Origin of the sequence: Mammaliicoccus stepanovicii, assembly GCF_002902525.1 — a bacterium.
GTDB lineage: Bacteria > Bacillota > Bacilli > Staphylococcales > Staphylococcaceae > Mammaliicoccus > Mammaliicoccus stepanovicii.
On the sequence record NZ_PPQZ01000053.1, the window covers coordinates 1 to 21,156 of the forward strand.

Genomic DNA, 21,156 nt, shown 5'->3' on the forward strand with positions numbered 1-21,156 from the left:
ATTTCATACCTCCTTTGCATACTGTGTATATACAATATATACAGTATATACACATTTGTCAATAATTTATTAATGAACAGATTGAGACATATATGGCTGAGAATTTAAAAAAGTAGAAATTCATTTTTGAAATTGAATTTCTACTTTTCTTCATATTAGGTATGCGTCAGTTATATAAATAGAAAGGTCCTGTGACCTTTATGTCACAGGACCTTTGCCAATATTAATGTGTAGTTTATGGTTATTTTAAATCTTTTATAGCTGATGCAATTGCATCAAATACGTGTTCTATGTCTAATTTTTCGATACAACTAAATGCGATTCTTATATCTGTATTGTTTAAAGCAATGATACCGATATTGTATTTTTCAATTAAATGTAATCTTAATTTGTCAGCATCTACATCGTGCACTCTAACAGACATAAAATATCCGGAATTAAATGCATACGGAGTCCATAATTCTAAATACGCTTTGCGATATGCAACTTCTTTCGTCACTTCATATCTTTCTTTTAATATTTGAATGTTATGATCTACTTGTGATTGGAATGATGGGTCTTCCATAGCATGTACAATTGCTGTTTGGCTTGGCAAAGCACAACTTGATAAATTACTTCTAATTAATCCTTTAAGTTTTGCAATCAATGCTTCTTTTACTTTTTCATTTTGATGACCAAAAGTTAAAAATCCAACTCTAAAACCCCATGCAAAATATTCTTTAGTTGCACCATCAATCTTAACTGGCATAATATTCTCGTGATTAATATTAGTTATAGCAGTAAATATTGATTGTGTATAAACGTCTTCAAAGAATAATCCATAATACGCATCATCTACTAATGCTACTACTTTTGTACCTTTATTTGCTAACTTTTCAATCGCTGAAACCATTTCTCCCACTTCATCTGCATTTGGTGTATAACCAGTTGGGTTGTTAGGGAAATTTAAGACTAATATAACTTTTTCTTTATTATAATTTTCTAATGTATTCTTAAAATGTTCTAACGTAAAGCTACCATCATCTTCAAATGATTTATATGTTTCAATTTGAGAGCCATGTCTCACGCCGAACGTTAATTTATAGTTACCCCAATTATGTTCCGGTAATAAAACAGTATCATTAGCATTAACAAATAAATCACCAGCTAATGACAAACCATGCGTTAGTGCATTCGTTACAATTGGTTTAGAAATTTGGTTTTCATTTAGTTCTTTATTATCAGAAAGAATTTTTTGTTGCCATAATTCTCTTAATCTTTCATTTCCTTGTGGAGCAGCATACGGAAAAATATCACTTGGGTCTTGATCGCCAAATTGGTTATATAAAGCATCCGTGTACATTATGCCCTCTTCAGTCGTTGCCATACCAATAGTTGCATTATATTTTGTTGATTTTGCTTCACCAGATTGAGACAATATACCTTTAGGATAATAAATTGATTTTCCTAAATCTGATAACATATTATATAAAACTGGAGAATTTTGTTCAATTGTTTCGTTTAATTCTTTAGCTAGTGGGTTCATAGAAAGTCATCCTCTTTCATTATTATGATATCTCTATACTAGACGAGAAACATGAAAATTAAAAGTATGTAATCCAAATTTCATTATTTAATTTTGTTTATTTATCTAGTTTTATTTATATAATTGTCATTGTTATAATTATATTTAGTAAAGGAGTCTTATTATGTCAAACATCACAAAATCACTTGTCGGATTAGCGATTGTCACATTCATTATAGGATTGGTTATGGAATTAAGTGGGCATTCAGGTATTCAATTTACTTTCGCTTGTATCCTCTTCTTAGTTGCCGCATTTATAAATCGCAGCAGCGATCGAAAAAGACAAAACCGAAATAAATAAATTTATATAAGTTTGAATTATGCATATATCTTGAAAAAAATGATCATTATAATCTTTAAATAAAACGCCTAATCATTTCAACAGATTAGGCGTTTTATATTAATATTTATTTTTATGACGATTTCTATTTGATTTTGTTCTTTTCTTCCATTCTTTCTTCTTTTCAGAAATGGCTTTTTTAGAAGATTTAGATTGAATAAACGCAATTTCCTTTTGTAATTTTAAAAAATTTTGAAATCGTTCTTTATCTAGCTGTCGACTTGATATCGCATCTTGCACTGCACATCCTGGTTCGTTCATATGAGTACAATCATTAAACTTACAAGATTTTGCTAACGCTAATATATCTTCAAAACTTTGATTTAAATCTGATGAATCTGCAAATAATGATAAACTTCTCATACCAGGTGTATCTATAATGACACCCTTTGGATTAACTAGATATAATCCTCTATATGTTGTAGTATGCCTTCCTTTGCTATCATCGTCTCGAACTTCATTAACTGCCAAGACTTCTTTACCAATTAAATAATTGGCTATGCTTGATTTTCCTACACCTGATGATCCAACTAAAGCTGCAGTCATTCCTTCGTAAAATCTGCGTTGTATTAAATCTAAATTAATATTTTTGAGTACGCTTGTAACAATTATAGGCACGTTTAACATACGCTCTCTTACAAGTGATACTTTTTCTTTATAGTTTGAAACAGCATCTAATTTATTGAGTATGATGATAGGCATTGCTCGACTTTCATTAATTTGAATTATATATCTTTCCAATCTGTTCAAATTAAAATCACTATCCAACCCCATTACAACAAATACTTCATCAAGATTTGTAGCAATATATTGTGTCAAAGTTTCATGTTTTTTGGATTGACGTTTTAATTCACTTATTCTTGGTAAAATATCTACAATTAAATTAAAATTATCCATTTGATTAATAACAACCCAATCCCCAATAGCTGGTATCATGTCGTTATTAACTAGTGTTTGCGTTATCTCTGCTTTTTCATCACTATCATTCATTATTATTTTGAAATGATTTTTTGCTACAAATGAAATTCTTCCAAGTTTAAAAAATTTATTATAATGTGTGTTGAAATAAGCATTTTGTTCAATCTTTAACCCGAGTTGATTTAAATTCATTTAATTCCCCTTTTTTAAAATTAGGAATTATGTCCACCTATTCTTAAGTTGTTTAGAAATGTTTTATTATTGATATCCATATACTTCATCCTCTCAACTTTAATAATTCAAGTATATTTGAATAGACACTTTAATACAACTAAGCTATAAACAAGAAATTAAATATACTCTAAGTGTTAATTATTCTTATCTAAATCACAATGTGTTAGTATTTGTAAAAAGGAGTGTTTTAATTGCATTTATACCAAAAATTAATTGAAACAAAAATTGGAACAATGTTAGCTATTGCTGACGATACACATTTATTATTATTGCACTTCATTGATAAACCAAGCATTGAAAAAGATAAAAATATCATTACAACTTCTTATAATTCCAATATATTAAATGAAAGTAATCAAGTATTAGATCAATTAGAACGCGAACTCTCATTATATTTTGAGGGGCGTTTAACTGATTTCACAATTCCTTTAAAATTTGATTTTGGTACACCTTTCCAACAAAATGTTTGGCGTGCTCTATGCAACATTCCATATGGTGAAACAATATCATATAAACAATTGGCTGAGAATATAGGTAATCCAACTGGCTTTAGAGCTGCTGCTAATGCTAATGGTAGAAATCAAATTACGATACTTGTCCCATGCCATAGAGTTATTGCATCTGATGGCGGTCTTGGCGGATATTCTAGCGGTATTGAACGAAAAAAACACTTACTTACTTTAGAACAATAAAAAAACAAACCATTAGATAATCTGATTCTGATGGTTTGTTTTTTATTTGTATTTAAATTTTTTTAATTAAATATTGATAGTCGTGGCCACTTAATATTTTTGTGTAAGAAGGTTTGAATCCTAATTTCTCATACAATTTCATTGCACCTTTATTATCAAGTTCACAGTTTAACGAAACTTGTTCAAATCCCTGTAAATGTGCGAATTCAAATACATAATTTATTAATTTCGTTGCAATACCTTTTCCTCTAAACTTCGAGAAAACTGCTACAGACTCAATATATAAATCTCCATCATCCGCTTCTTTCTCAGGTAAAGGTGTACCTTCTAATTTAAATGAATCCACAAAATTTATATCTTTCCAGTTCGATTCTAGTGTCAACTCAATATCTCCTGGACAACAATTAATAAATCCTGCTACTTCACCGTCTTCTTCATAGATATGTATGTTTTGATAATTATTTCTATGGTTTCCTTCTACTATACTTTGTTCAATAACGTTTAATATCGTATTTTTATCATTTTCTACTACGATAGGTAATTCCATATCTGACCAAATGATATAAATTAAATGCTTTATATATTTCGCGTCGTTTTTAGTCGCTTTTCTTATCATCGTGATACCCCCATTATCTTTATGTCTTCTAATCTTAACATAAAGATAATCCCCTTTGTGTCTACAGACATATACGATTACAAAACAAAAATAAAGATTTCAGGACTAATCATATTTGTCCTGAAATCTTTATTTTAATTAATTATTACATCATACCTGGCATACCGCCCATGCCACCCATATCTGGTGCAGCTGGTTCATCTTCAGGGATATCTGCTACTACTGCTTCAGTTGTTAAGAACATAGCTGCAACTGATGCTGCATTTTGTAATGCTGATCGAGTTACTTTTGTAGGATCTACAATACCTGCATCCAACATGTTTACCCATTCATCAGTTGCTGCATTATATCCAATACCTTCTTCAGCATTTTTTAATTTTTCAACTATAATTGAGCCTTCAAGACCTGCATTTTCAACAATTTGTCTTAACGGTGCTTCAAGTGCTTTCAATACAATGTTTACACCTGTCTTAACATCACCTTTAGCCTCAATTTCTGCTACTTTATTATAAATTGAAACTAATGCAGTACCACCACCAGCAACAATACCTTCTTCTACTGCTGCTCTTGTTGAGTTTAATGCATCTTCAATTCTTAATTTACGTTCTTTCAATTCTGTTTCAGTTGCTGCACCTACTTTAATTACGGCAACGCCACCAGCTAATTTAGCTAATCGTTCTTGTAATTTAGTACGATCGAAATCTGAAGTAGTTTCTTCAATTTGAGCTTTAATTTGACCAACACGTGCATCAATATTAACACTGTCGCCTTGACCTTCAACGATTGTTGTATCATCTTTTGTAACTTGTACTTTACTTGCTTCACCTAACATATCTAATGAAGTTTCTTTCAAATCAAGTCCTAAATCATCTGTAATAACTTGACCACCTGTTAAGATAGCAAGATCATCTAACATCGCTTTACGACGATCTCCAAACCCTGGTGCTTTTACTGCAACAGCTGTAAATGTACCACGTAATCTGTTAAGTACTAAGTTCGTTAATGCATCTCCATCAACATCGTCAGCAACAATTAAAATTGGTCTATTTGTTTGTAAGATTTTTTCTAATATTGGTAAGATATCTTGGAATGAAGAAATCTTCTTATCTGTAATTAATATATAAGGATTTTCTAATTCTGCAGTCATTTTGTCAGAATCTGTCACCATATATGGAGACGTGTATCCTCTATCAAATTGCATACCTTCAACTACTTCTAGTTCAGTATTGAATCCTTTTGATTCTTCAATTGTGATAACGCCATCGTTACCAACTTTCTCCATAGCTTCAGATATAAATTTACCAATTTCTTCATCTGCAGCTGAGATTGAACCGACTTGTGCAATTTCTTCTTTTTTCTCAACTGGTTGCGAAATGTGATGTAATTCTTCTAATGCTACTTTAACTGCTTTATCAATACCTTCACGAATACCTACTGGATTTGCACCACTCGTAACGTTCTTTAAGCCTTCTTGAATCATTGCTTGCGCTAATACTGTAGCTGTTGTCGTACCGTCACCAGCTACTTCATTAGTTTGATTAGCAACTTCTGCTACTAACTTAGCACCCATATTCTCATATGCATCTTCTAATTCAATTTCTTTTGCTATCGTTACACCATCATTTGTAATAAGTGGTGAAGTGAATTTCTTATCTAATACTACGTTACGACCTTTTGGTCCTAATGTTACTTTAACTGCATTAGCTAATTTGTCCACGCCTGCAAGCATTGAGCGACGTGCATCTTCTGAAAATTTAAGTTCTTTAGCCATTCATAATACCTCCATTATTAATATATATCATCTATCTAATTATTTATTATTCTATAATTGCTAAAATATCATCTTCTGAAAGGATAATATATGTTTCTTTATCGCGTTTTACTTCAGTACCTGCATATTGTTGATATACAACTTTGTCACCTACAGCAACATCTACCGTAAGTCTCGTACCGTCTTCTAAACGCTTACCTGGTCCAACAGCTACAACTTGACCTTCGTTAGACTGCTCTTTAGCTGAATCTGTTAATACGATTCCACTTGCTGTAGTTTGTTCTTTTTCTGTCTTCTCGATAATAATTCTATCTCCCAATGGTTTTAACATTTATAAAATCCTCCTTGGCGCTATTAATATTAGCACTCCATAACCTTAAGTGCTAACTACATTTTTATAATAATCAAATTTGGTCAAAATTACAAGCAAAATAGCTTAAACTTTTCTCTTTTTATTTAAAATACGATACAATGAGTGCATGTTTATTTTTGGAGGAATTATGAAATGCAATTTAAACGATTAACAGTCAATATTACAACGCTCATATTATTCGCAGTTGTTCAGTTAATTGCCATTGTACCTAACAATTTGTATAAGGATTCTGGCTTATCGAAACTTACTAGATTAGAAATTAGTCTAACTTGGATGGCAGTCACTGCAATTTTAACTGTGTTGATCTTATGGTTTATGAATTCAAATATTAAGAACCCTACTAAACTAGAACAACAAACAAAAGAACCATGGGTTTATGTTATTTTTTGGTGTATTGCCGGTATATTCATTGCGATGTTTGGTCAATACATTGCCGGATTAATTAATATTTATATATTGAAACAACCATTAGAAAGTGGAAATACTCAAAGATTGATGCAAATCGCTCAAGAATCACATATATTAATCATCTACATCGTTTTTGCAGGACCAATTTTAGAGGAATTAATCTTTAGAAAACTGATTTTTGGTGAAATCTTTAATATGATTAAAAAACCAAAATGGTTTAGCTTTATCGTAGCTGTACTTGTGAGTTCATTTGTTTTCTCACTTGCACATTCAGATCCAGAACATACTTTAATTTATGTTGTGATGGGCGCTATATTCAGTGGCCTTTATGTTCTTACTAAACGAATAATTGTTCCTATCATTGCGCATATGGGTATGAATGGAATTGTCGTACTAGGTCAAATTGTTTTTAAAGATAAAATTGAAGAAATAGAGAAACAAAGTCAACTTGCACATACAATTTATAACACAATCGTACACATGTTTAATTAGATTTATAGCATTGAATATTTGTTTTTCTAAAATCAAATTAAGTCTCGTATTTTAAACATAAAAAGCAGAAGAAAATCAGATTCAAATCTGAAATTCTTCTGCTTTTTATGTAATCTGATAAACCTGTTTATTTCGAATTAGGATTTATGTCGCAAGATCATGACTTCACCCTTTTAGTGGATTAACTCACGAGTTTTTCCATGACTATTTAATCTATTTCAAAAGTTGGGCCAAAATCAAGTATAAAACCAATAATACTAAATCCAACATTTAATAATACCGTTATTGAAAGTATCAACAATAAATTAAAATTGTCCTAATGAGTATTATTAAATATCCTTAAACGTTCACTAAATTTATATAGCTATTTTCTAAAAAAGTAGTAATATAGATTTCACTAATAAGAATATGAAGGTGCAAACAATTGAAAACAATGACTAAATTAACGCTATTATATTTAAGTCTTTTCTTGGCGACTACTATTATAGGGTCTATCTTGTTATATTTACCTATTACCGGCAGAAAACCTATTAGTATTATAGATGCTTTCTTTGTAGCGACGAGTGCATTTACTGTTACAGGTTTGTCTACAGTTGATGTTCCGAAGCAATTTAATGATTTAGGATATTTTGTAATTATGTCTTTAATACAAATTGGCGGTTTAGGAATTGTAACTTTAACGATATTTATTTTAATTTTATCTAAAAAGAGGATTTCATTTAAGAATCGTGAATTACTTATGATTTCATGGAACAATGATGACGATTCTGGATTGTTAAATATCGCGATGAAGATTGTATTATTTAGTCTTACCGTTGAATTTGTTGGATTTTTATTTTTAAATTTTGTTTTTATGCATGACTATGGATTATGGAAAGGTGGCTATATCAGTTTATTTACATCTATTTCAGCCTTTAACAATGCTGGTTTCTCACTTTTTTCGGATAATATGATGTCTTATAGTCATAACTTTATTATTAATATCGTTGTCCCACTTCTGATTATAATTGGTGGCGTTGGATATATTGTATTTTTAGACTTATGGAAGACGAATAGATTTATAAAATTGAGTTTGCATTCTAAAATTGTCATTTCAACAACAACGATTTTAATTCTTGTTGGGACTATTTTATTTTGGTTACTTGAATTTAACAATACATTAAAAGGTCAAGTATGGCATGACAAACTCATGACTTCGTTCTTTCAATCTGTCACAACAAGAACAGCTGGATTTAATAGTGTTGATATCGGCGCTATTAATGATTCTACAATTCTCTTGTTTATTGTCCTTATGTTTATTGGGGCAGCACCAATGAGTACAGGTGGAGGTATAAAAGTAACGACATTTACTTTAGTAGTTGTATATTTGTTTTCACAAATTAAAGGGATAAAACACCCTCATCTATTTAAAAAATCGCTTGATTTAGAACAAATGTATAAAGCTATATTAGTTTTTATTATTAGTATAATGCTCATTATAGCAACCACATTTATATTATTAATTTTAAATCCACGTATTGGATTAAATAAAATTATATTCGAAGTTGTATCGGCGTTTGGTACGGTTGGTGTTTCAACTGGTATTACTGCAGACTTAACAGATATTTCTAAAGTTGTAATCATGCTACTGATGATTATCGGTAAAATAGGTATTCTTATCATATTGTCTATTTTCACTACTTCTAAACAAGACTCCTATTATTACGTTAAAGAAAAAGTTCAATTATAATTAACACCTTTAGGTTAAAAATAAACATCTCGAAAAGTTATATTACCCACGAGATGTTTATTTTTATATAAAATCAATATTTACGGAACTTTATTCATATTGTTTTACGCCCCACAACTTTTCTTCACATTTCTTAATGATATATTTAAGTACTTCTATTCTAGCCGTTTTTTTATGATCAGCAGGAACGACTAACCAAGGTGCATTATCAGTATTCGTCAGTTCTATCATGTCATGACTCGCCTCTAAATATAAATCCCACTTCTCTCTATTTCTCCAATCTTCGTCTGTAATCTTCCATTGTTTTTCAATTGTGTTTTCTCTTAATTTAAACCGTTTCAGTTGTTCATCTTTATCTAGCGTTAAGAAAATCTTTAAGATTATTGCCCCTTCATCTGTCCACATTTGTTCAAATTGATTTATTTCTTTATACGCTCTTTGCCATTCTTGCTTCGTTGCAAATCCTTCAACTCTCTCTACTAACACTCTCCCGTACCAACTTCTATCAAATATTTCTATATGACCACTTCTAGGCATATCTTTAGCAAATCGCCATAAATAATGATGGCTTAGTTCTACATCAGTCGGTGCGCTAATGGCATTTACTTCATAGCCAGTTGGATCTAATTTTTCTCTTACTCGTTTAATGTTTCCACCTTTTCCTGCTGCATCCATCCCCTCATAAACAAGTATTAAAGGGATTTTTCGCTCGTATAAAGCAAATTGCAATTCTTTCAATCTACCTTGAAGTGTAACTATTAATGTTTTATATGTAGCCTTATCCACTTTCTCAAGTGATTGTTCTAATAGTTTAGTTTGGAAAGATTGACTAAAATCTCCATCTACATCTATATTACGTTTATGAAATCTATCAATAGCCTGTTTCAACCTGTTAATCATATGTTTATACATAGACGTAATGGCTTCATCTTTATTTGTATAGTCGATAATTTTCCATTCACCTTTAGAAGCATGTTTTAAAATTTCATGCATTTCTTTATGATATACATCGTCTGAGATTGCTTTTTCGTATTCTTGTGCCTTCCAACTCATAAGCGGATTATCTTTCATATCCTGTAAATGCTCATTTCTTTTTTTATCATTTATTTCTATATAAAACTTTATTAACTCCGTTCCATCTGACTTTAACATTTCTTCAAAATCTATAATTTGTCGCTTTAAATGATGATACTTATTATATATATTATTTTTTATTTTATTTTCTTGATACTCGATATAATATGCATACCAACTTCTAAAATATATGTTGATATCTCCATTTCCAGGAAGACTATTCCAATACTTTTGTAGAAACTGATATCTCAAATCATCTTCAGATGGTGATTTAGTCGGAATGAAATGCGTATATTTAGCATCCAGCGTTAATAACAGTTCGTTTGATAATCTCGTTTTTCCAGATGCTTTTACACCTTCAAATACGACCATTATAGGTATACCTAATTTGTTGGTTTCTCTCGTTAAAGCTGCTAGTTCCAAAGCTAATTTTTCGTTATCTTTTGACATATGAACACCCCTCTTCACTTTATATTATATGAGCATTTCCTTATTTTCACAATTTTCAAGTAATTAATTATGAAATAATGTTATAATCATTGTACAAAGGAGTGATTCATTTGAAACCATCTTTTAACGAATATAAATATGAACAAATTAACTTAGCTGAGAAAGAAAAACAAACAAAATTATTATTATCTAAATTAGAGCAAGCGGAATCATTACAAATAACTATCAATCTCATTATTGAAATAAATAGCATTAGAAATCATACTCAAACACAATTTAATTTAGCTTATATTAGAGCTTCTATAGATACAAATGATGCATTTTACAGTAACGAAAGAGACTTCTTCGACGAAAATATGCCAAAAATTCAACATCTAGATAACTTATTTTACAAGGCACTGTTAAAATCTAAACATATAAACGGACTGAAAGAACATTTTGGTAATCAATTATTTTCTATTGCGCAAATTTCATTAAATACATACGATCCATCTGTTGATGAATTACTTATTAAAGAGAATAAGCTCGTTAGTAAATATGATAAATTAATCGCTTCAGCAAATATTGAATACAATGGAGAATTCTTGAATCTATCTCAATTTAGTAAATACCTTATTGATCAAGATAGAAACGTTCGTAAAGAAGCTCATCAAACTAAAGAACAATTCTTTAATGACCACCTACAAAAAATAGATACAATTTATGATGAACTTGTCAAAATACGACATGACATTGCTATAAAACTTGGTTATCAAAACTTTATCCAATTAGGATATGACCGAATGGAAAGAATCGGATATGATGCTGAAGATGTTAAAGTATTTCGAGAACAAGTTAAAGAACATGTCGTTCCTTTAACTACTAAGATAACCGAAGATCATGCTCGTCGAATTGGTCTTGATCGGTTAAAAGTATACGACGAAAACTTTACATTTAAAACAGGTTCACCGAAACCACAAATTAGTACTAAAGACATCATAAATAATACAAAAGTTATGTATCATGAACGTTCAAATGAAACAGGAAAATTTATAGACTTTATGATTGATAGAAATCTTTTTGATTTAGAAGCAAAAAAAGGCAAGGAAAGTGGCGGCTATTGTACGATCATAAACGATTATAAATCTCCTTTTATATTTGCAAATTTTAATGGAACACAAGGAGATATTGAAGTCATGACACATGAAGCTGGTCACGCATTTCAAGTATTTGAAAGTTTGAAGTATTCTGTACCAGAATATTACTTCCCTACTTCAGAAGCTTGTGAGATTCATTCTATGAGTATGGAATATTTAACTTATCCATGGATGCATCTTTTCTTTAAAGATGATACAGATAAATTTAAACTTTCACATTTAGAGGACAATATTAAATTTCTACCTTATGGCGTTGCAATTGATGAATTTCAACATTATGTATATGAACATCCCGAATTATCACCTGAGGAAAGAAGAAATTTCTGGACTAAACTTGAAGAAAAATATTTACCAACTAGAGATTACGACCATATTTCCCATCTCGAGAATGGTGCTTTTTGGCATCGACAAGGACATGTATTTGCATCTCCATTTTATTATATCGACTATACATTAGCGACGATATGTGCGATGCAATTTTATATTAAACAAGAAAATGACGCAGAAGAAGCTTGGACAGACTATTTAAAGATTTGTCAGATAGGCGGGTCAAAATCATTCATAGAAATAATGAAGAGTGTTAATTTAAAGTCTCCATTTGAAAAAGGCACTGTTAAAGAAATCGTTGATCGACTATATTCCGTTTCACAAAAAATTGATCAAAGTGATTTTTAAATAAAATAAGAAGCTTGATTTAAAGCGGATTTTCAGTTATCTGAATATACAATGAGGCTGGGACATATCAAAATGTCCCAGCCTCATTGTTCTAATATTTTGTTTTATATTAATTGTGTCTTATTTTTCTTATGAATAGAATAGCAATTCCAATCAATAATAACAGGATAACAAGTGATATTCCAATTACAACTGGTTTAACTGTATCCTTGTTATTACTAACATTTTTATATTCTTCTGTTGTCGTTGTTTTAGTATCAGTATTATCATTAACTAAAGTCGTTTCTGTCGTTTTTGAATGTCGTTTAAATTTAGGATTAGCTAAGTCAGGTCTTGTACCAACCTTACTTGTAACTAAATCTAATACATCTTGATCCATCTTATTGTAATAGGCGTCAGACTTCCCTGGAATGAACTTTGGTGTTTCATCAGATTGAGCTTGTCCTTTATTTGTGTAAGATCCTATCTCATTTGTATTTGGATAATATGGAGTTGTTGGTGTTTGCTGTTCAATATTTGTTTGACCATTATATAAGTTAGATGATTCATTTGTTTTAGATTCCGTTGATGGCGGATTTCCTCCACCACCTGAATTTGGTGGAGGTAGTTGATTATGATTATCTGTATTGGGTTCTTCCGTACTCGGTTTCTCTCCCGTTGGTGGCTCTTCCGTTGTCGGTTTCTCACTTGTTGGTGGTTCTTCCGTACTCGGTTTCTCTCCCGTTGGTGGTTCTTCCGTACTCGGTTTCTCTCCCGTTGGTGGCTCTTCCGTTGTCGGTTTCTCTCCCGTTGGTGGTTCTTCCGTACTCGGTTTCTCTCTTGTTGGTGGTTCTTCCGTTGTTGGTTTCTCACTTGTTGGTGGTTCTTCCGTTGTCGGCTTCTCACTTGTTGACGGTTCTTCTGTACTTTGATTGTCTTTATTATTCACAGGTTTCTTCTCTATATTATTATTTTGTGTTGTATTATTTTCTTTAGGAGAAGTTTCGGTTGTATTTTGGTTATTCTTTGCTTGGGCATGCATATCATCGCCCATTGATATACCTAACACCGCTGAAGATATTAATATACTTGATAAAATTGCATTCTTCATCATCTTCATAAAGCGCTTCTCCCCTTTCTACATTTCTTAATAAATTTAGTATAAATGATATACAAAGGTATTTCTATCTATCTTGTACATATGTTACATAGAATTAATATTTTGTAATAACTTATTCATATTTTGAAATGTATTAAAGGCAAGATAATGATATCTTAGATTCACACACCAATATTTATAGTTCTTCAATCCCTGTTGTGATACTATATTTCGTGAATTTTAAGTAAACTTGTCCCGATTCAGTTGATGTTTTAAAGTTTACAGCATTTTCATCAGGGAATATTCTAGAACTAAATACACATTCTCCATCATTTACAAATATTTCTAGACTTGATGTATCACTAAATATTCTAAGTTGCTTTAATTCTTCTTCTAATATAGTTTCTCTTGTTTGTTTCTGATTTAATTCACTGATTATACCACTTTCATATCTGTCTAATGTTAATTGTTTTGTCTCTGTGTTGTATATAATATGCGTCGCGCATTTTTTCGAAACTCTCACATCAAAATAAATCTCCGATGCATCATTTTCGAGGATATCAATAATAAGTTCAAACTGTTTACCTTCATATGGATGTAATTTAACAGAATGCTTATTTGCATACCCTTCGGCAGTTTCTTTATTTGTTCTGAGTTGCTCTAAAGCTTTTAATGGTCTTTGCTTAAGTTTTCCATCTTCAATTGTTAATTCTCTTGGAATTGTTAAGCAATGTGCCCAACCTTCATTGTCCGTAGCATATTCTGTTTCAGGTAAACCCATCCAACCTATTAGTAATCTATTACCATTTTTATCTAAAAATGTTTGTGGTGCATAAAAATCAAAGCCTTGATCTAATTCTTTAAAATCGTCATGATTCATCGTTAATTCATCTAAATCTAATTGTCCAATGATGTATCCAGATTGATATATATTTTGGAATTTACTTTCTTGTTCAGCAATACCTTGAGTTGAAAATACAAATACATCTTTCTCATTTAACTTAAATAAATCCGGGCATTCCCACATGTATCCAAATTGATTGAGGTTTGTTTTTAATTCACCTTTTAAATTCCAGTCTTTTATGTTTTTTGATTCATAAATAATAGCTGTACCTGTTTCGTTATCTCTTTGAATCCCGAAAATAGCGTAATATGTATCATTTTCTTTCCACACTTTTGGATCTCTAAAATGTTCCGTATAACCTGCAGGACTACCAATAATAATAGGTGCATCACTTTTTTCGAATGAACCATCTTCTTGTTGCACTGCAATTAGTTGATTTGATGTACGAGTCCAATTACTATCCCTTACATTCCCCGTATACATAAGATGTAGTTTTCCATCATAATCAAAAGCACTTCCTGAATACACACCATGACTGTCATATGGTGTATCTGGTCCCAATGCGATTCCCAAATCATCAAATCTCAACAAGTCTTCGCTTGTATAGTGATACCAATATTTAATACCATGTACTGCACCTAAAGGGAACCATTGATGAAATATGTGATATTTACCATCGTGATATATAAGTCCATTAGGATCATTTAATAATCCAGTTTTAGGCTGTATATGGTATGTCTGTCTCCATTTAGAGTTTTTCACTTTTTCGACTAAATGGTCATAATCTTCTTTAGAAACATCTGATAATTTTGTATATTTCTCTTCACGAGTCCAATTTAACATTGTCATTCTCCTTACATTCATTCTAATCCAGTTCAGAACGTTGTTTATAACACTATTTTATCATACTTAGTACATGATTAATGGGAATGATTTCGTTAAAAATCATGTACTAGTCATAAAGAAAGAAGACGTAATGATTGAAATCATTCTCAAACATTACGTCTTCTTGTTAACTATTATTTAATTATCTTTTCTCAACTGTAATCGTCCAAGAAGCATCGCCTAGTTGCTCGTAATTTGATACCGGATAGCCATTATCAGCTGCCCATGTTGGAATTGCTTCTGTTGCTTGTGTACAATCGAAATCAATTTTTAGTTCATCTCCAATTTGTAGTTCGTCCATTTTATTTTGTGCTTCTATTAAAGGAAATGGACATACCATACCAACTGTTCCTAGTTCGTGTACCATATATATACGCTCCTTAAATTAAATACTTTGTGTTGAAACACTAGCTTTCGTTTGTTTTGCTTTTCTAGGTTTAATAAAAATAAAGTAACTCATAAACCATGCTCCAAATATCATAGAAGGTAAAGCTACCCAACCTTGCCAACTCATTGCTGCAGTAGAAACGAGTCCATTCCCGATTGAGCATCCTCCTGCTAATGATGCACCAATTCCCATGCATGCACCACCTATGACACTATTTCTAATCGTTTTTGTATCTGGCATTCTCCATTTGAATTCTTTAGAACCTTTCGCTGCAACGTATGAACCAACAAATATACCAAGCACTAAAAATACACCCCAATTAATTAATGATGCATCACCAGTAACAAGGTATTGAACGATATTCGCTGAAGGTGTCGTTATGCCTAAGCCCCCAACTCGTCCTGTAGATGCACTCATTGGCCATGCAATTAATGCAATAATTCCAATTGCAATAGCAGCAGCAAATGGATGATATCTTTTTTCAAATAAATAATGGCGAATACCCGTATGTTTTTGTTTCAATTGCGGAATTGCCACTTTAGGTTTCTTTAAAGTTTTTGTAACAAAATATACTGTAATAATAAGTAAAGCAACAATTAACAACCAAACTGGAACATTTAATGTTTCAGCCATATTTGAATTAACGACCGTATAAGCGTTAATCTTTTCTTGTAATGGATTTAAAGGACCTGATTTCATTATCGCTGCAGTAACGCCATAAAGAACAAGCGCAATCCAACTACCAATCAATCCTTCACCTGCTCTATACCAAGTACCTGTCGCACATCCTCCTGCAAGTATAATGCCGATACCAAAGACAAATGATCCAAATATTGTCCCTACTAATGGAAATGTTTCTGCTTCCAACTTAAAGACGCCTAAGCTAACTAAAGTAAATAACCCAATACTCTGAATTGTAATCGCAATTAATAATGCATAAAACATTTTATTGTTTTTTTGAATATACATATCTCTAAAGCCACCAGTTAAGCAAAATCTTGTTCTTTGCATAACGAAGCCTAATAATATCCCAACAATAAGTCCACTAATGACCATCCAAATCATTTTGTCATCTCCTTATTCCTATTAACATGATAGGAATAATAATATATGATTTAACTATACTTTTCAAGTTACTTTTATATTACAGATGTCATATAAAAGCGCATTATTTTTTGATATTGTAATATGGCAGATTTGTCATTGAGAAATTGGCACAAAAAAACTGCCCTCAAAGTAATACTTTGAGGGCAGTTTGAAATTTAACATTTATATAGATGTGAGTCATTTATTTGTCTTCGTTTTTATAGTTATCTGCATCCATACCCAATTCTTCTTCCATTAACTTCTGCTCTGCTTTTAAGAATTTTCTATAGCCTACTTTAGAAACAAGTATGCTAAATTCATATAATACAATCATCGGCAATGTAAACAACATATGTGTCATAAAATCTGGTGGTGCAATTAATGCAGCAACTACTAATAATATGAAATATGCGTATTTTCTATTTTTTTGAAGAAACATTGGTGTTACGATACCTAGCCTAGTCAAGAATAATAATAGAATTGGTAATTGGAATACGAAACCAAATGGTATAGTAAATTTGAAAAGTTCACTGAAGTATTCTTTAATACCTATTGTTTGTTTTATTCCCATATCATCTGCTAACCCCATTGTGAATGAAATCAAATATGGAAAAATAACTAAATATGAAAACAATAATCCACCGATAAACAAAATCAAACTAAATGGTATATAACTTAAAGTGACTTTCTGTTCTTTTGGATGTAAACCAGGTGATATAAATGCCCATAGTTCGAATAAAATGACTGGTGATACAATAATGAATGCAACAATAACAATCATTGCTATGTATATGGTAAGTGGATCAGTTATTCGAAATGCATTTAATTCTAATGTTTGTGTAAAGTCATCATTAGTAATGTAAGAAATGACCGGTTTTGCTAAGAAGAATCCAATGATTAGACCGCCAACTAGAAAGTAAGCAACTACCATGATTCGTTTACGTAATTCTTCTAGATGTTCGACAACCGTTAACTTGTCTTTATCCACTTTTTTTACCTCCAATCTAAAAAAAGATGTGGCAGAAATAGTCCGCCACATTGTTGTGTATATTCATTTAATAAAGATTATTTAATTTCTTTATTTTTCGTATCTTCTTCGATATTTTTCTTTTCATCAAAATTAGTCATGCCATCTGTAGCGTCTTTGAATTCTTTCAAAGTAGAACCCATCGCTCTACCGAATTGTGGCAATTTCTTAGGTCCAAAAATAATTAAAGCAACTACACCAATAAATAATAAACTAACTGGTCCAGATATTCCGACTGTATTAACAAACATGATTGCTTCCATTTAATACCCTCCTATTGATTCTTCATAAAGAAGATTAAAGATTGTAACTCAATACCTAAATCTATATGATGTACTTGAACTTTCTCAGGTACATTTATTCTTTGTGGTGTAAAGTTCAATATTCCAGTAATACCTGCTGATGTTATACGTTCAGATACTTTTTGCGCAACTTGTTGTGGTACTGTTAATATTACAACTTGAATACCTTGTTCTTCAAGTTTATTTTCAAAATCTTCCATACTTTGAACTGTAATATTGCCAATAGTACGACCTATAATCTCTTGTGATTGATCAAATGCAGCAACTATCTGCATTCTATCATTAACAGTAAAATTATAATTTACAAGTGCTGTACCTAAATTACCTACACCTACTATTGCTACTTTCGTCATATCGTCTTGCTCTAAAGTGGTTCTAAAAAATTTTAACAAATAATTTATATTGTAACCATAACCCTTTTTACCTAATTCACCAAAGTAAGAGAAATCTCGGCGGATAGTTGCAGAATCTATATTTAAACCTTCACTAAGTTCCTTAGATGAAACACGATCAACTCCAGAGTTATGTAATGTACTTACAAACCTATAATAATGTGGCAAACGTTTCAATGTAGCTTTAGGGATCTTCACTTCATTCTTCGCCAAAATCCTCACCTTTTTCTAAAATAAAGTAATGTGATTGCATTCACATCTATTGGAATCATTATAACAAACTTCGGTTGAAATAACTATAGATTTATTGTATGTAATTTCCATACATTTCTACGCTCATTTCATGTAGAATAATAACTAATAGAGAGGTGAAAACATGATACTTTTACAAATAAATAATTTAGAAAAATCTTTTGATGGCGATATCATATTTTCTGACGTAAACTTTGAAGTTAAGACTGGCGAGCGAATTGCTATCGTTGGACGTAACGGTGCTGGAAAAACAACATTAATGAAAATCATTGCCGGTTCAGAGAACTATGATGCGGGAAACTATTCAAAAGGAAAAAATGTATCGATGGGATATTTAACTCAACAAATGACATTAAATTCAAGCGATACAGTTATGAACGAAATGAGAAAACCATTTGAACATGTAATAAACATAGAAACTAAAATGAATAACCTTACGAATTGGTTAAGCGAACATGCTGAAGACTATGACAGCACTGAATATAAAGAAAATCTATTAAGATATGAACAACTTTCAAATCAATTTGAATTAATGGATGGATATTTATATGAAAGTAAAATAAAAACAGTTCTTACAGGTTTAAATTTTAAAGAAACAGATTTCGATAGAGAAATACAATCTTTTAGTGGTGGTCAAAAAACACGACTTTCCATGGCGCAAATGCTATTAAGTGAGCCTGATTTATTGTTATTAGATGAACCTACCAATCACTTGGACATGGAAACTACAGAATGGTTGGAGAACTATTTAATACACTTTAAGGGTGCCATTGTCATCATAAGTCATGATAGATATTTCTTAGATAAAGTAGTCAATCAAGTATATGACGTAGCACTCGGTTCAGTAAAAAAATATATCGGAAATTATAGTCAATTTCTTAAACAACGTGATGCTCACTACCGAAAAGTAATGGCTGAATATGAGAGACAGCAACAAGAGATTAAAAACCTTGAAACATTTGTAGAAAAAAATATTACACGTGCTTCAACAAGTGGCATGGCTAAAAGTAGAAGAAAAGTACTTGAACGAATGGAAAGAATTGAAAAACCCCGTCTTGACGAAAAAAGTGCGCAAATCGCTTTTGAGATTAACAAAGCTACTGGGGTAGATGTATTATCAGTCAAAAATCTATCGATAGGTTATTCGAAAAGCATTACTACACCGATAAACTTAGATGTAAAACGACATGACCGCATTGCGATAATTGGACCAAATGGAATTGGGAAATCAACATTGATTAAAACAATCGCCAAAAAGATAGATGCATTAACAGGAGATATACATTACGGTTCAAATTTACAAATTGGATATTATGATCAAAAACAAGCAGAATTCAAATCCAATATGACAATTTTAGATTACGTTTGGAATCAATATGTACATATGCCTGAAAAAGATATTAGAACAGTACTTGGAAGATTCCTATTTACGCAAGATGAAGTTAAGAAAGTAATCAATGATTTGTCAGGTGGAGAAAAAGCGAGACTTCAATTAGCTTTATTAATGTTAGAAAAAAATAATGTTCTTATATTAGATGAACCTACAAACCATTTAGATATCGATTCTAAAGAAATGTTAGAGGAAGCTTTAAGAAACTTTAAAGGTACCCTTCTATTTGTCTCTCACGATAGATATTTCATTAATGAATTAGCTACAAAAATATTTCATATCACACCAGAAGGAAATGAGTTATTTCATGGCGATTATCAGTATTATTTAGAAAAATTAGAACAAAGAGAAGCTATCCTTAACTATGAAGAGTCTGGTAAAGCTAAACCAGACAAGGTCAAAGACGACAATCACTTTACAAACCAAAAACAACTTAAGAAAGAACGTCGTAAACTTGAAAGAGAATTAGAAGAAATAGAGGATGCCATTTCAAAATATGAGCAAGATATAGAAATATATGAGCACCAATTAACTTTACCAGAAGTGTTTAATGATATTGATAAAAGTAGTGAAATTAACGATAAGAGAATCGAAGCAGAACAATTACTCGAACAAACCATGCAAAAATGGGAACAAGTTGAAAATAAATTAAATTAATATGAAAAGCGCTAAGGTATTTTTTACACTTTAGCGCTTTTATTTTAATAAATTTAACCACAATTTTATTCACAGTTAAATCCCTTATTTTACAGTCATCCACAAAGTTATCCTACTTATCCACAGGTTTTTTGAACAAAAATCGTTTTTTATACATAAGTTATCAACAAATACGACTAAAGTACTACAGAGGTTATCCACAAAATGTGATTAACTTGTGCACAAGTACAAATGTTCTGTATTGACTTTATCAAGTTCTAATGGTCTTTCTTAATTTTGTGTAAAAAATGTAAAATTTAATAAGCTTTATATTATAAATTTAAAACTTTAGTAGCATTACCTATTGAAAAGTTTTATAATTCAATTAAGCAAACTTATTTATC

At 31.0% G+C, this 21,156-nt stretch carries 19 protein-coding genes; 6 read left to right on the forward strand and 13 right to left on the reverse strand.

Annotated features, from left to right (window positions below):
• Nucleotides 1-241 precede the first annotated feature (241 nt).
• A complete protein-coding gene (locus CD111_RS08370; protein ID WP_095086849.1) occupies nt 242-1,525 on the reverse strand; it encodes an aminotransferase class I/II-fold pyridoxal phosphate-dependent enzyme in 1,284 nt (427 codons plus the stop codon).
• Between the two features lie 163 nt (nt 1,526-1,688).
• Between CD111_RS08370 and CD111_RS12640 the strand changes: the two genes are divergently transcribed.
• The gene (locus CD111_RS12640) at nt 1,689-1,865 is read left to right on the forward strand and encodes a hypothetical protein (protein WP_169711988.1); all 177 of its coding nucleotides are present in this window, start codon (nt 1,689-1,691) and stop codon (nt 1,863-1,865) included.
• Between the two features lie 99 nt (nt 1,866-1,964).
• On the opposite strand, the gene rsgA is transcribed toward CD111_RS12640, so the two are convergent.
• Complete coding sequence (rsgA, locus tag CD111_RS08375; protein ID WP_095086846.1) at nt 1,965-3,014, reverse strand: ribosome small subunit-dependent GTPase A; 1,050 nt, start codon at nt 3,012-3,014, stop codon at nt 1,965-1,967.
• A 233-nt stretch (nt 3,015-3,247) separates the two neighbouring features.
• Between rsgA and CD111_RS08380 the strand changes: the two genes are divergently transcribed.
• Nucleotides 3,248-3,748, forward strand: a complete 501-nt coding sequence (locus tag CD111_RS08380; protein ID WP_095086843.1) for a methylated-DNA--[protein]-cysteine S-methyltransferase — start codon at nt 3,248-3,250, stop codon at nt 3,746-3,748.
• A 52-nt stretch (nt 3,749-3,800) separates the two neighbouring features.
• Here CD111_RS08380 and CD111_RS08385 read toward each other — a convergent pair whose 3' ends face one another.
• From CD111_RS08385 to groES, 3 genes are all read right to left on the reverse strand, one after another.
• Entirely contained in the window at nt 3,801-4,364 is a 564-nt protein-coding gene (locus tag CD111_RS08385; RefSeq protein ID WP_095086840.1) for a GNAT family N-acetyltransferase, read from the reverse strand.
• A gap of 145 nt (nt 4,365-4,509) precedes the next feature.
• Nucleotides 4,510-6,135 (reverse strand): chaperonin GroEL, encoded by a 1,626-nt coding sequence (gene groL, locus CD111_RS08390; RefSeq protein WP_095086837.1) that lies wholly within the window; start codon nt 6,133-6,135, stop codon nt 4,510-4,512.
• Nucleotides 6,136-6,181: 46 nt separating this feature from the next.
• On the reverse strand, nt 6,182-6,466 hold the full coding sequence (gene groES / locus CD111_RS08395; protein WP_095086834.1) for a co-chaperone GroES: 285 nt from the start codon (nt 6,464-6,466) through the stop codon (nt 6,182-6,184).
• A 174-nt stretch (nt 6,467-6,640) separates the two neighbouring features.
• On the opposite strand from groES, the gene mroQ reads away from it, so the two are divergent.
• On the forward strand, nt 6,641-7,408 hold the full coding sequence (gene mroQ / locus CD111_RS08400) for an intramembrane glutamic endopeptidase MroQ (protein ID WP_095086832.1): 768 nt from the start codon (nt 6,641-6,643) through the stop codon (nt 7,406-7,408).
• Between the two features lie 433 nt (nt 7,409-7,841).
• Complete coding sequence (locus CD111_RS08405) at nt 7,842-9,137, forward strand: TrkH family potassium uptake protein (RefSeq protein WP_308629183.1); 1,296 nt, start codon at nt 7,842-7,844, stop codon at nt 9,135-9,137.
• Between the two features lie 90 nt (nt 9,138-9,227).
• On the opposite strand, the gene CD111_RS08410 is transcribed toward CD111_RS08405, so the two are convergent.
• Nucleotides 9,228-10,661, reverse strand: a complete 1,434-nt coding sequence (locus CD111_RS08410) for a phosphate--AMP phosphotransferase (RefSeq protein ID WP_095086827.1) — start codon at nt 10,659-10,661, stop codon at nt 9,228-9,230.
• A gap of 101 nt (nt 10,662-10,762) precedes the next feature.
• Between CD111_RS08410 and CD111_RS08415 the strand changes: the two genes are divergently transcribed.
• Nucleotides 10,763-12,472, forward strand: a complete 1,710-nt coding sequence (locus CD111_RS08415) for a M3 family oligoendopeptidase (protein ID WP_308629184.1) — start codon at nt 10,763-10,765, stop codon at nt 12,470-12,472.
• Between the two features lie 109 nt (nt 12,473-12,581).
• Here the strand turns inward: CD111_RS08415 and CD111_RS12690 are convergent, their stop codons facing one another.
• From CD111_RS12690 to CD111_RS08450, 7 genes are all read right to left on the reverse strand, one after another.
• Nucleotides 12,582-13,571 (reverse strand): SdrH family protein, encoded by a 990-nt coding sequence (locus tag CD111_RS12690; RefSeq protein WP_206124228.1) that lies wholly within the window; start codon nt 13,569-13,571, stop codon nt 12,582-12,584.
• Nucleotides 13,572-13,746: 175 nt separating this feature from the next.
• The gene (locus CD111_RS08425; RefSeq protein WP_095086820.1) at nt 13,747-15,237 is read right to left on the reverse strand and encodes a sucrose-6-phosphate hydrolase; all 1,491 of its coding nucleotides are present in this window, start codon (nt 15,235-15,237) and stop codon (nt 13,747-13,749) included.
• A gap of 184 nt (nt 15,238-15,421) precedes the next feature.
• Nucleotides 15,422-15,646, reverse strand: coding sequence for a sulfurtransferase TusA family protein (locus CD111_RS08430; protein WP_095086817.1), 225 nt, complete (start codon nt 15,644-15,646; stop codon nt 15,422-15,424).
• Between the two features lie 18 nt (nt 15,647-15,664).
• Nucleotides 15,665-16,732, reverse strand: a complete 1,068-nt coding sequence (locus tag CD111_RS08435) for a YeeE/YedE family protein (protein ID WP_095086814.1) — start codon at nt 16,730-16,732, stop codon at nt 15,665-15,667.
• A gap of 223 nt (nt 16,733-16,955) precedes the next feature.
• Nucleotides 16,956-17,741 (reverse strand): twin-arginine translocase subunit TatC, encoded by a 786-nt coding sequence (gene tatC, locus CD111_RS08440; protein ID WP_095086811.1) that lies wholly within the window; start codon nt 17,739-17,741, stop codon nt 16,956-16,958.
• A 77-nt stretch (nt 17,742-17,818) separates the two neighbouring features.
• A complete protein-coding gene (gene tatA / locus CD111_RS08445) occupies nt 17,819-18,043 on the reverse strand; it encodes a twin-arginine translocase TatA/TatE family subunit (protein ID WP_095086808.1) in 225 nt (74 codons plus the stop codon).
• Nucleotides 18,044-18,054: 11 nt separating this feature from the next.
• On the reverse strand, nt 18,055-18,687 hold the full coding sequence (locus CD111_RS08450) for a redox-sensing transcriptional repressor Rex (RefSeq protein ID WP_095086805.1): 633 nt from the start codon (nt 18,685-18,687) through the stop codon (nt 18,055-18,057).
• Nucleotides 18,688-18,850: 163 nt separating this feature from the next.
• Here CD111_RS08450 and CD111_RS08455 point away from each other — a divergent pair, with 163 nt between their 5' ends.
• On the forward strand, nt 18,851-20,773 hold the full coding sequence (locus CD111_RS08455; protein ID WP_095086803.1) for an ABC-F family ATP-binding cassette domain-containing protein: 1,923 nt from the start codon (nt 18,851-18,853) through the stop codon (nt 20,771-20,773).
• Nucleotides 20,774-21,156: the final 383 nt, after the last annotated feature.

Excerpts from the sequence above, each read along its gene's own strand:
- CD111_RS08370 (WP_095086849.1), bottom strand. The coding sequence starts at position 1,525 with ATGAACCCACTAGCTAAAGAATTAAACGAAACAATTGAACAAAATTCT.
- CD111_RS12640 (WP_169711988.1), top strand. The coding sequence starts at position 1,689 with ATGTCAAACATCACAAAATCACTTGTCGGATTAGCGATTGTCACATTC.
- rsgA (WP_095086846.1), bottom strand. The coding sequence starts at position 3,014 with ATGAATTTAAATCAACTCGGGTTAAAGATTGAACAAAATGCTTATTTC.
- CD111_RS08385 (WP_095086840.1), bottom strand. The coding sequence starts at position 4,364 with ATGATAAGAAAAGCGACTAAAAACGACGCGAAATATATAAAGCATTTA.
- groL (WP_095086837.1), bottom strand. The coding sequence starts at position 6,135 with ATGGCTAAAGAACTTAAATTTTCAGAAGATGCACGTCGCTCAATGCTT.
- groES (WP_095086834.1), bottom strand. The coding sequence starts at position 6,466 with ATGTTAAAACCATTGGGAGATAGAATTATTATCGAGAAGACAGAAAAA.
- mroQ (WP_095086832.1), top strand. The coding sequence starts at position 6,641 with ATGCAATTTAAACGATTAACAGTCAATATTACAACGCTCATATTATTC.
- CD111_RS08405 (WP_308629183.1), top strand. The coding sequence starts at position 7,842 with ATGACTAAATTAACGCTATTATATTTAAGTCTTTTCTTGGCGACTACT.
- CD111_RS08410 (WP_095086827.1), bottom strand. The coding sequence starts at position 10,661 with ATGTCAAAAGATAACGAAAAATTAGCTTTGGAACTAGCAGCTTTAACG.
- CD111_RS12690 (WP_206124228.1), bottom strand. The coding sequence starts at position 13,571 with ATGAAGATGATGAAGAATGCAATTTTATCAAGTATATTAATATCTTCA.
- CD111_RS08425 (WP_095086820.1), bottom strand. The coding sequence starts at position 15,237 with ATGTTAAATTGGACTCGTGAAGAGAAATATACAAAATTATCAGATGTT.
- CD111_RS08430 (WP_095086817.1), bottom strand. The coding sequence starts at position 15,646 with ATGGTACACGAACTAGGAACAGTTGGTATGGTATGTCCATTTCCTTTA.
- CD111_RS08435 (WP_095086814.1), bottom strand. The coding sequence starts at position 16,732 with ATGATTTGGATGGTCATTAGTGGACTTATTGTTGGGATATTATTAGGC.
- tatA (WP_095086808.1), bottom strand. The coding sequence starts at position 18,043 with ATGGAAGCAATCATGTTTGTTAATACAGTCGGAATATCTGGACCAGTT.
- CD111_RS08455 (WP_095086803.1), top strand. The coding sequence starts at position 18,851 with ATGATACTTTTACAAATAAATAATTTAGAAAAATCTTTTGATGGCGAT.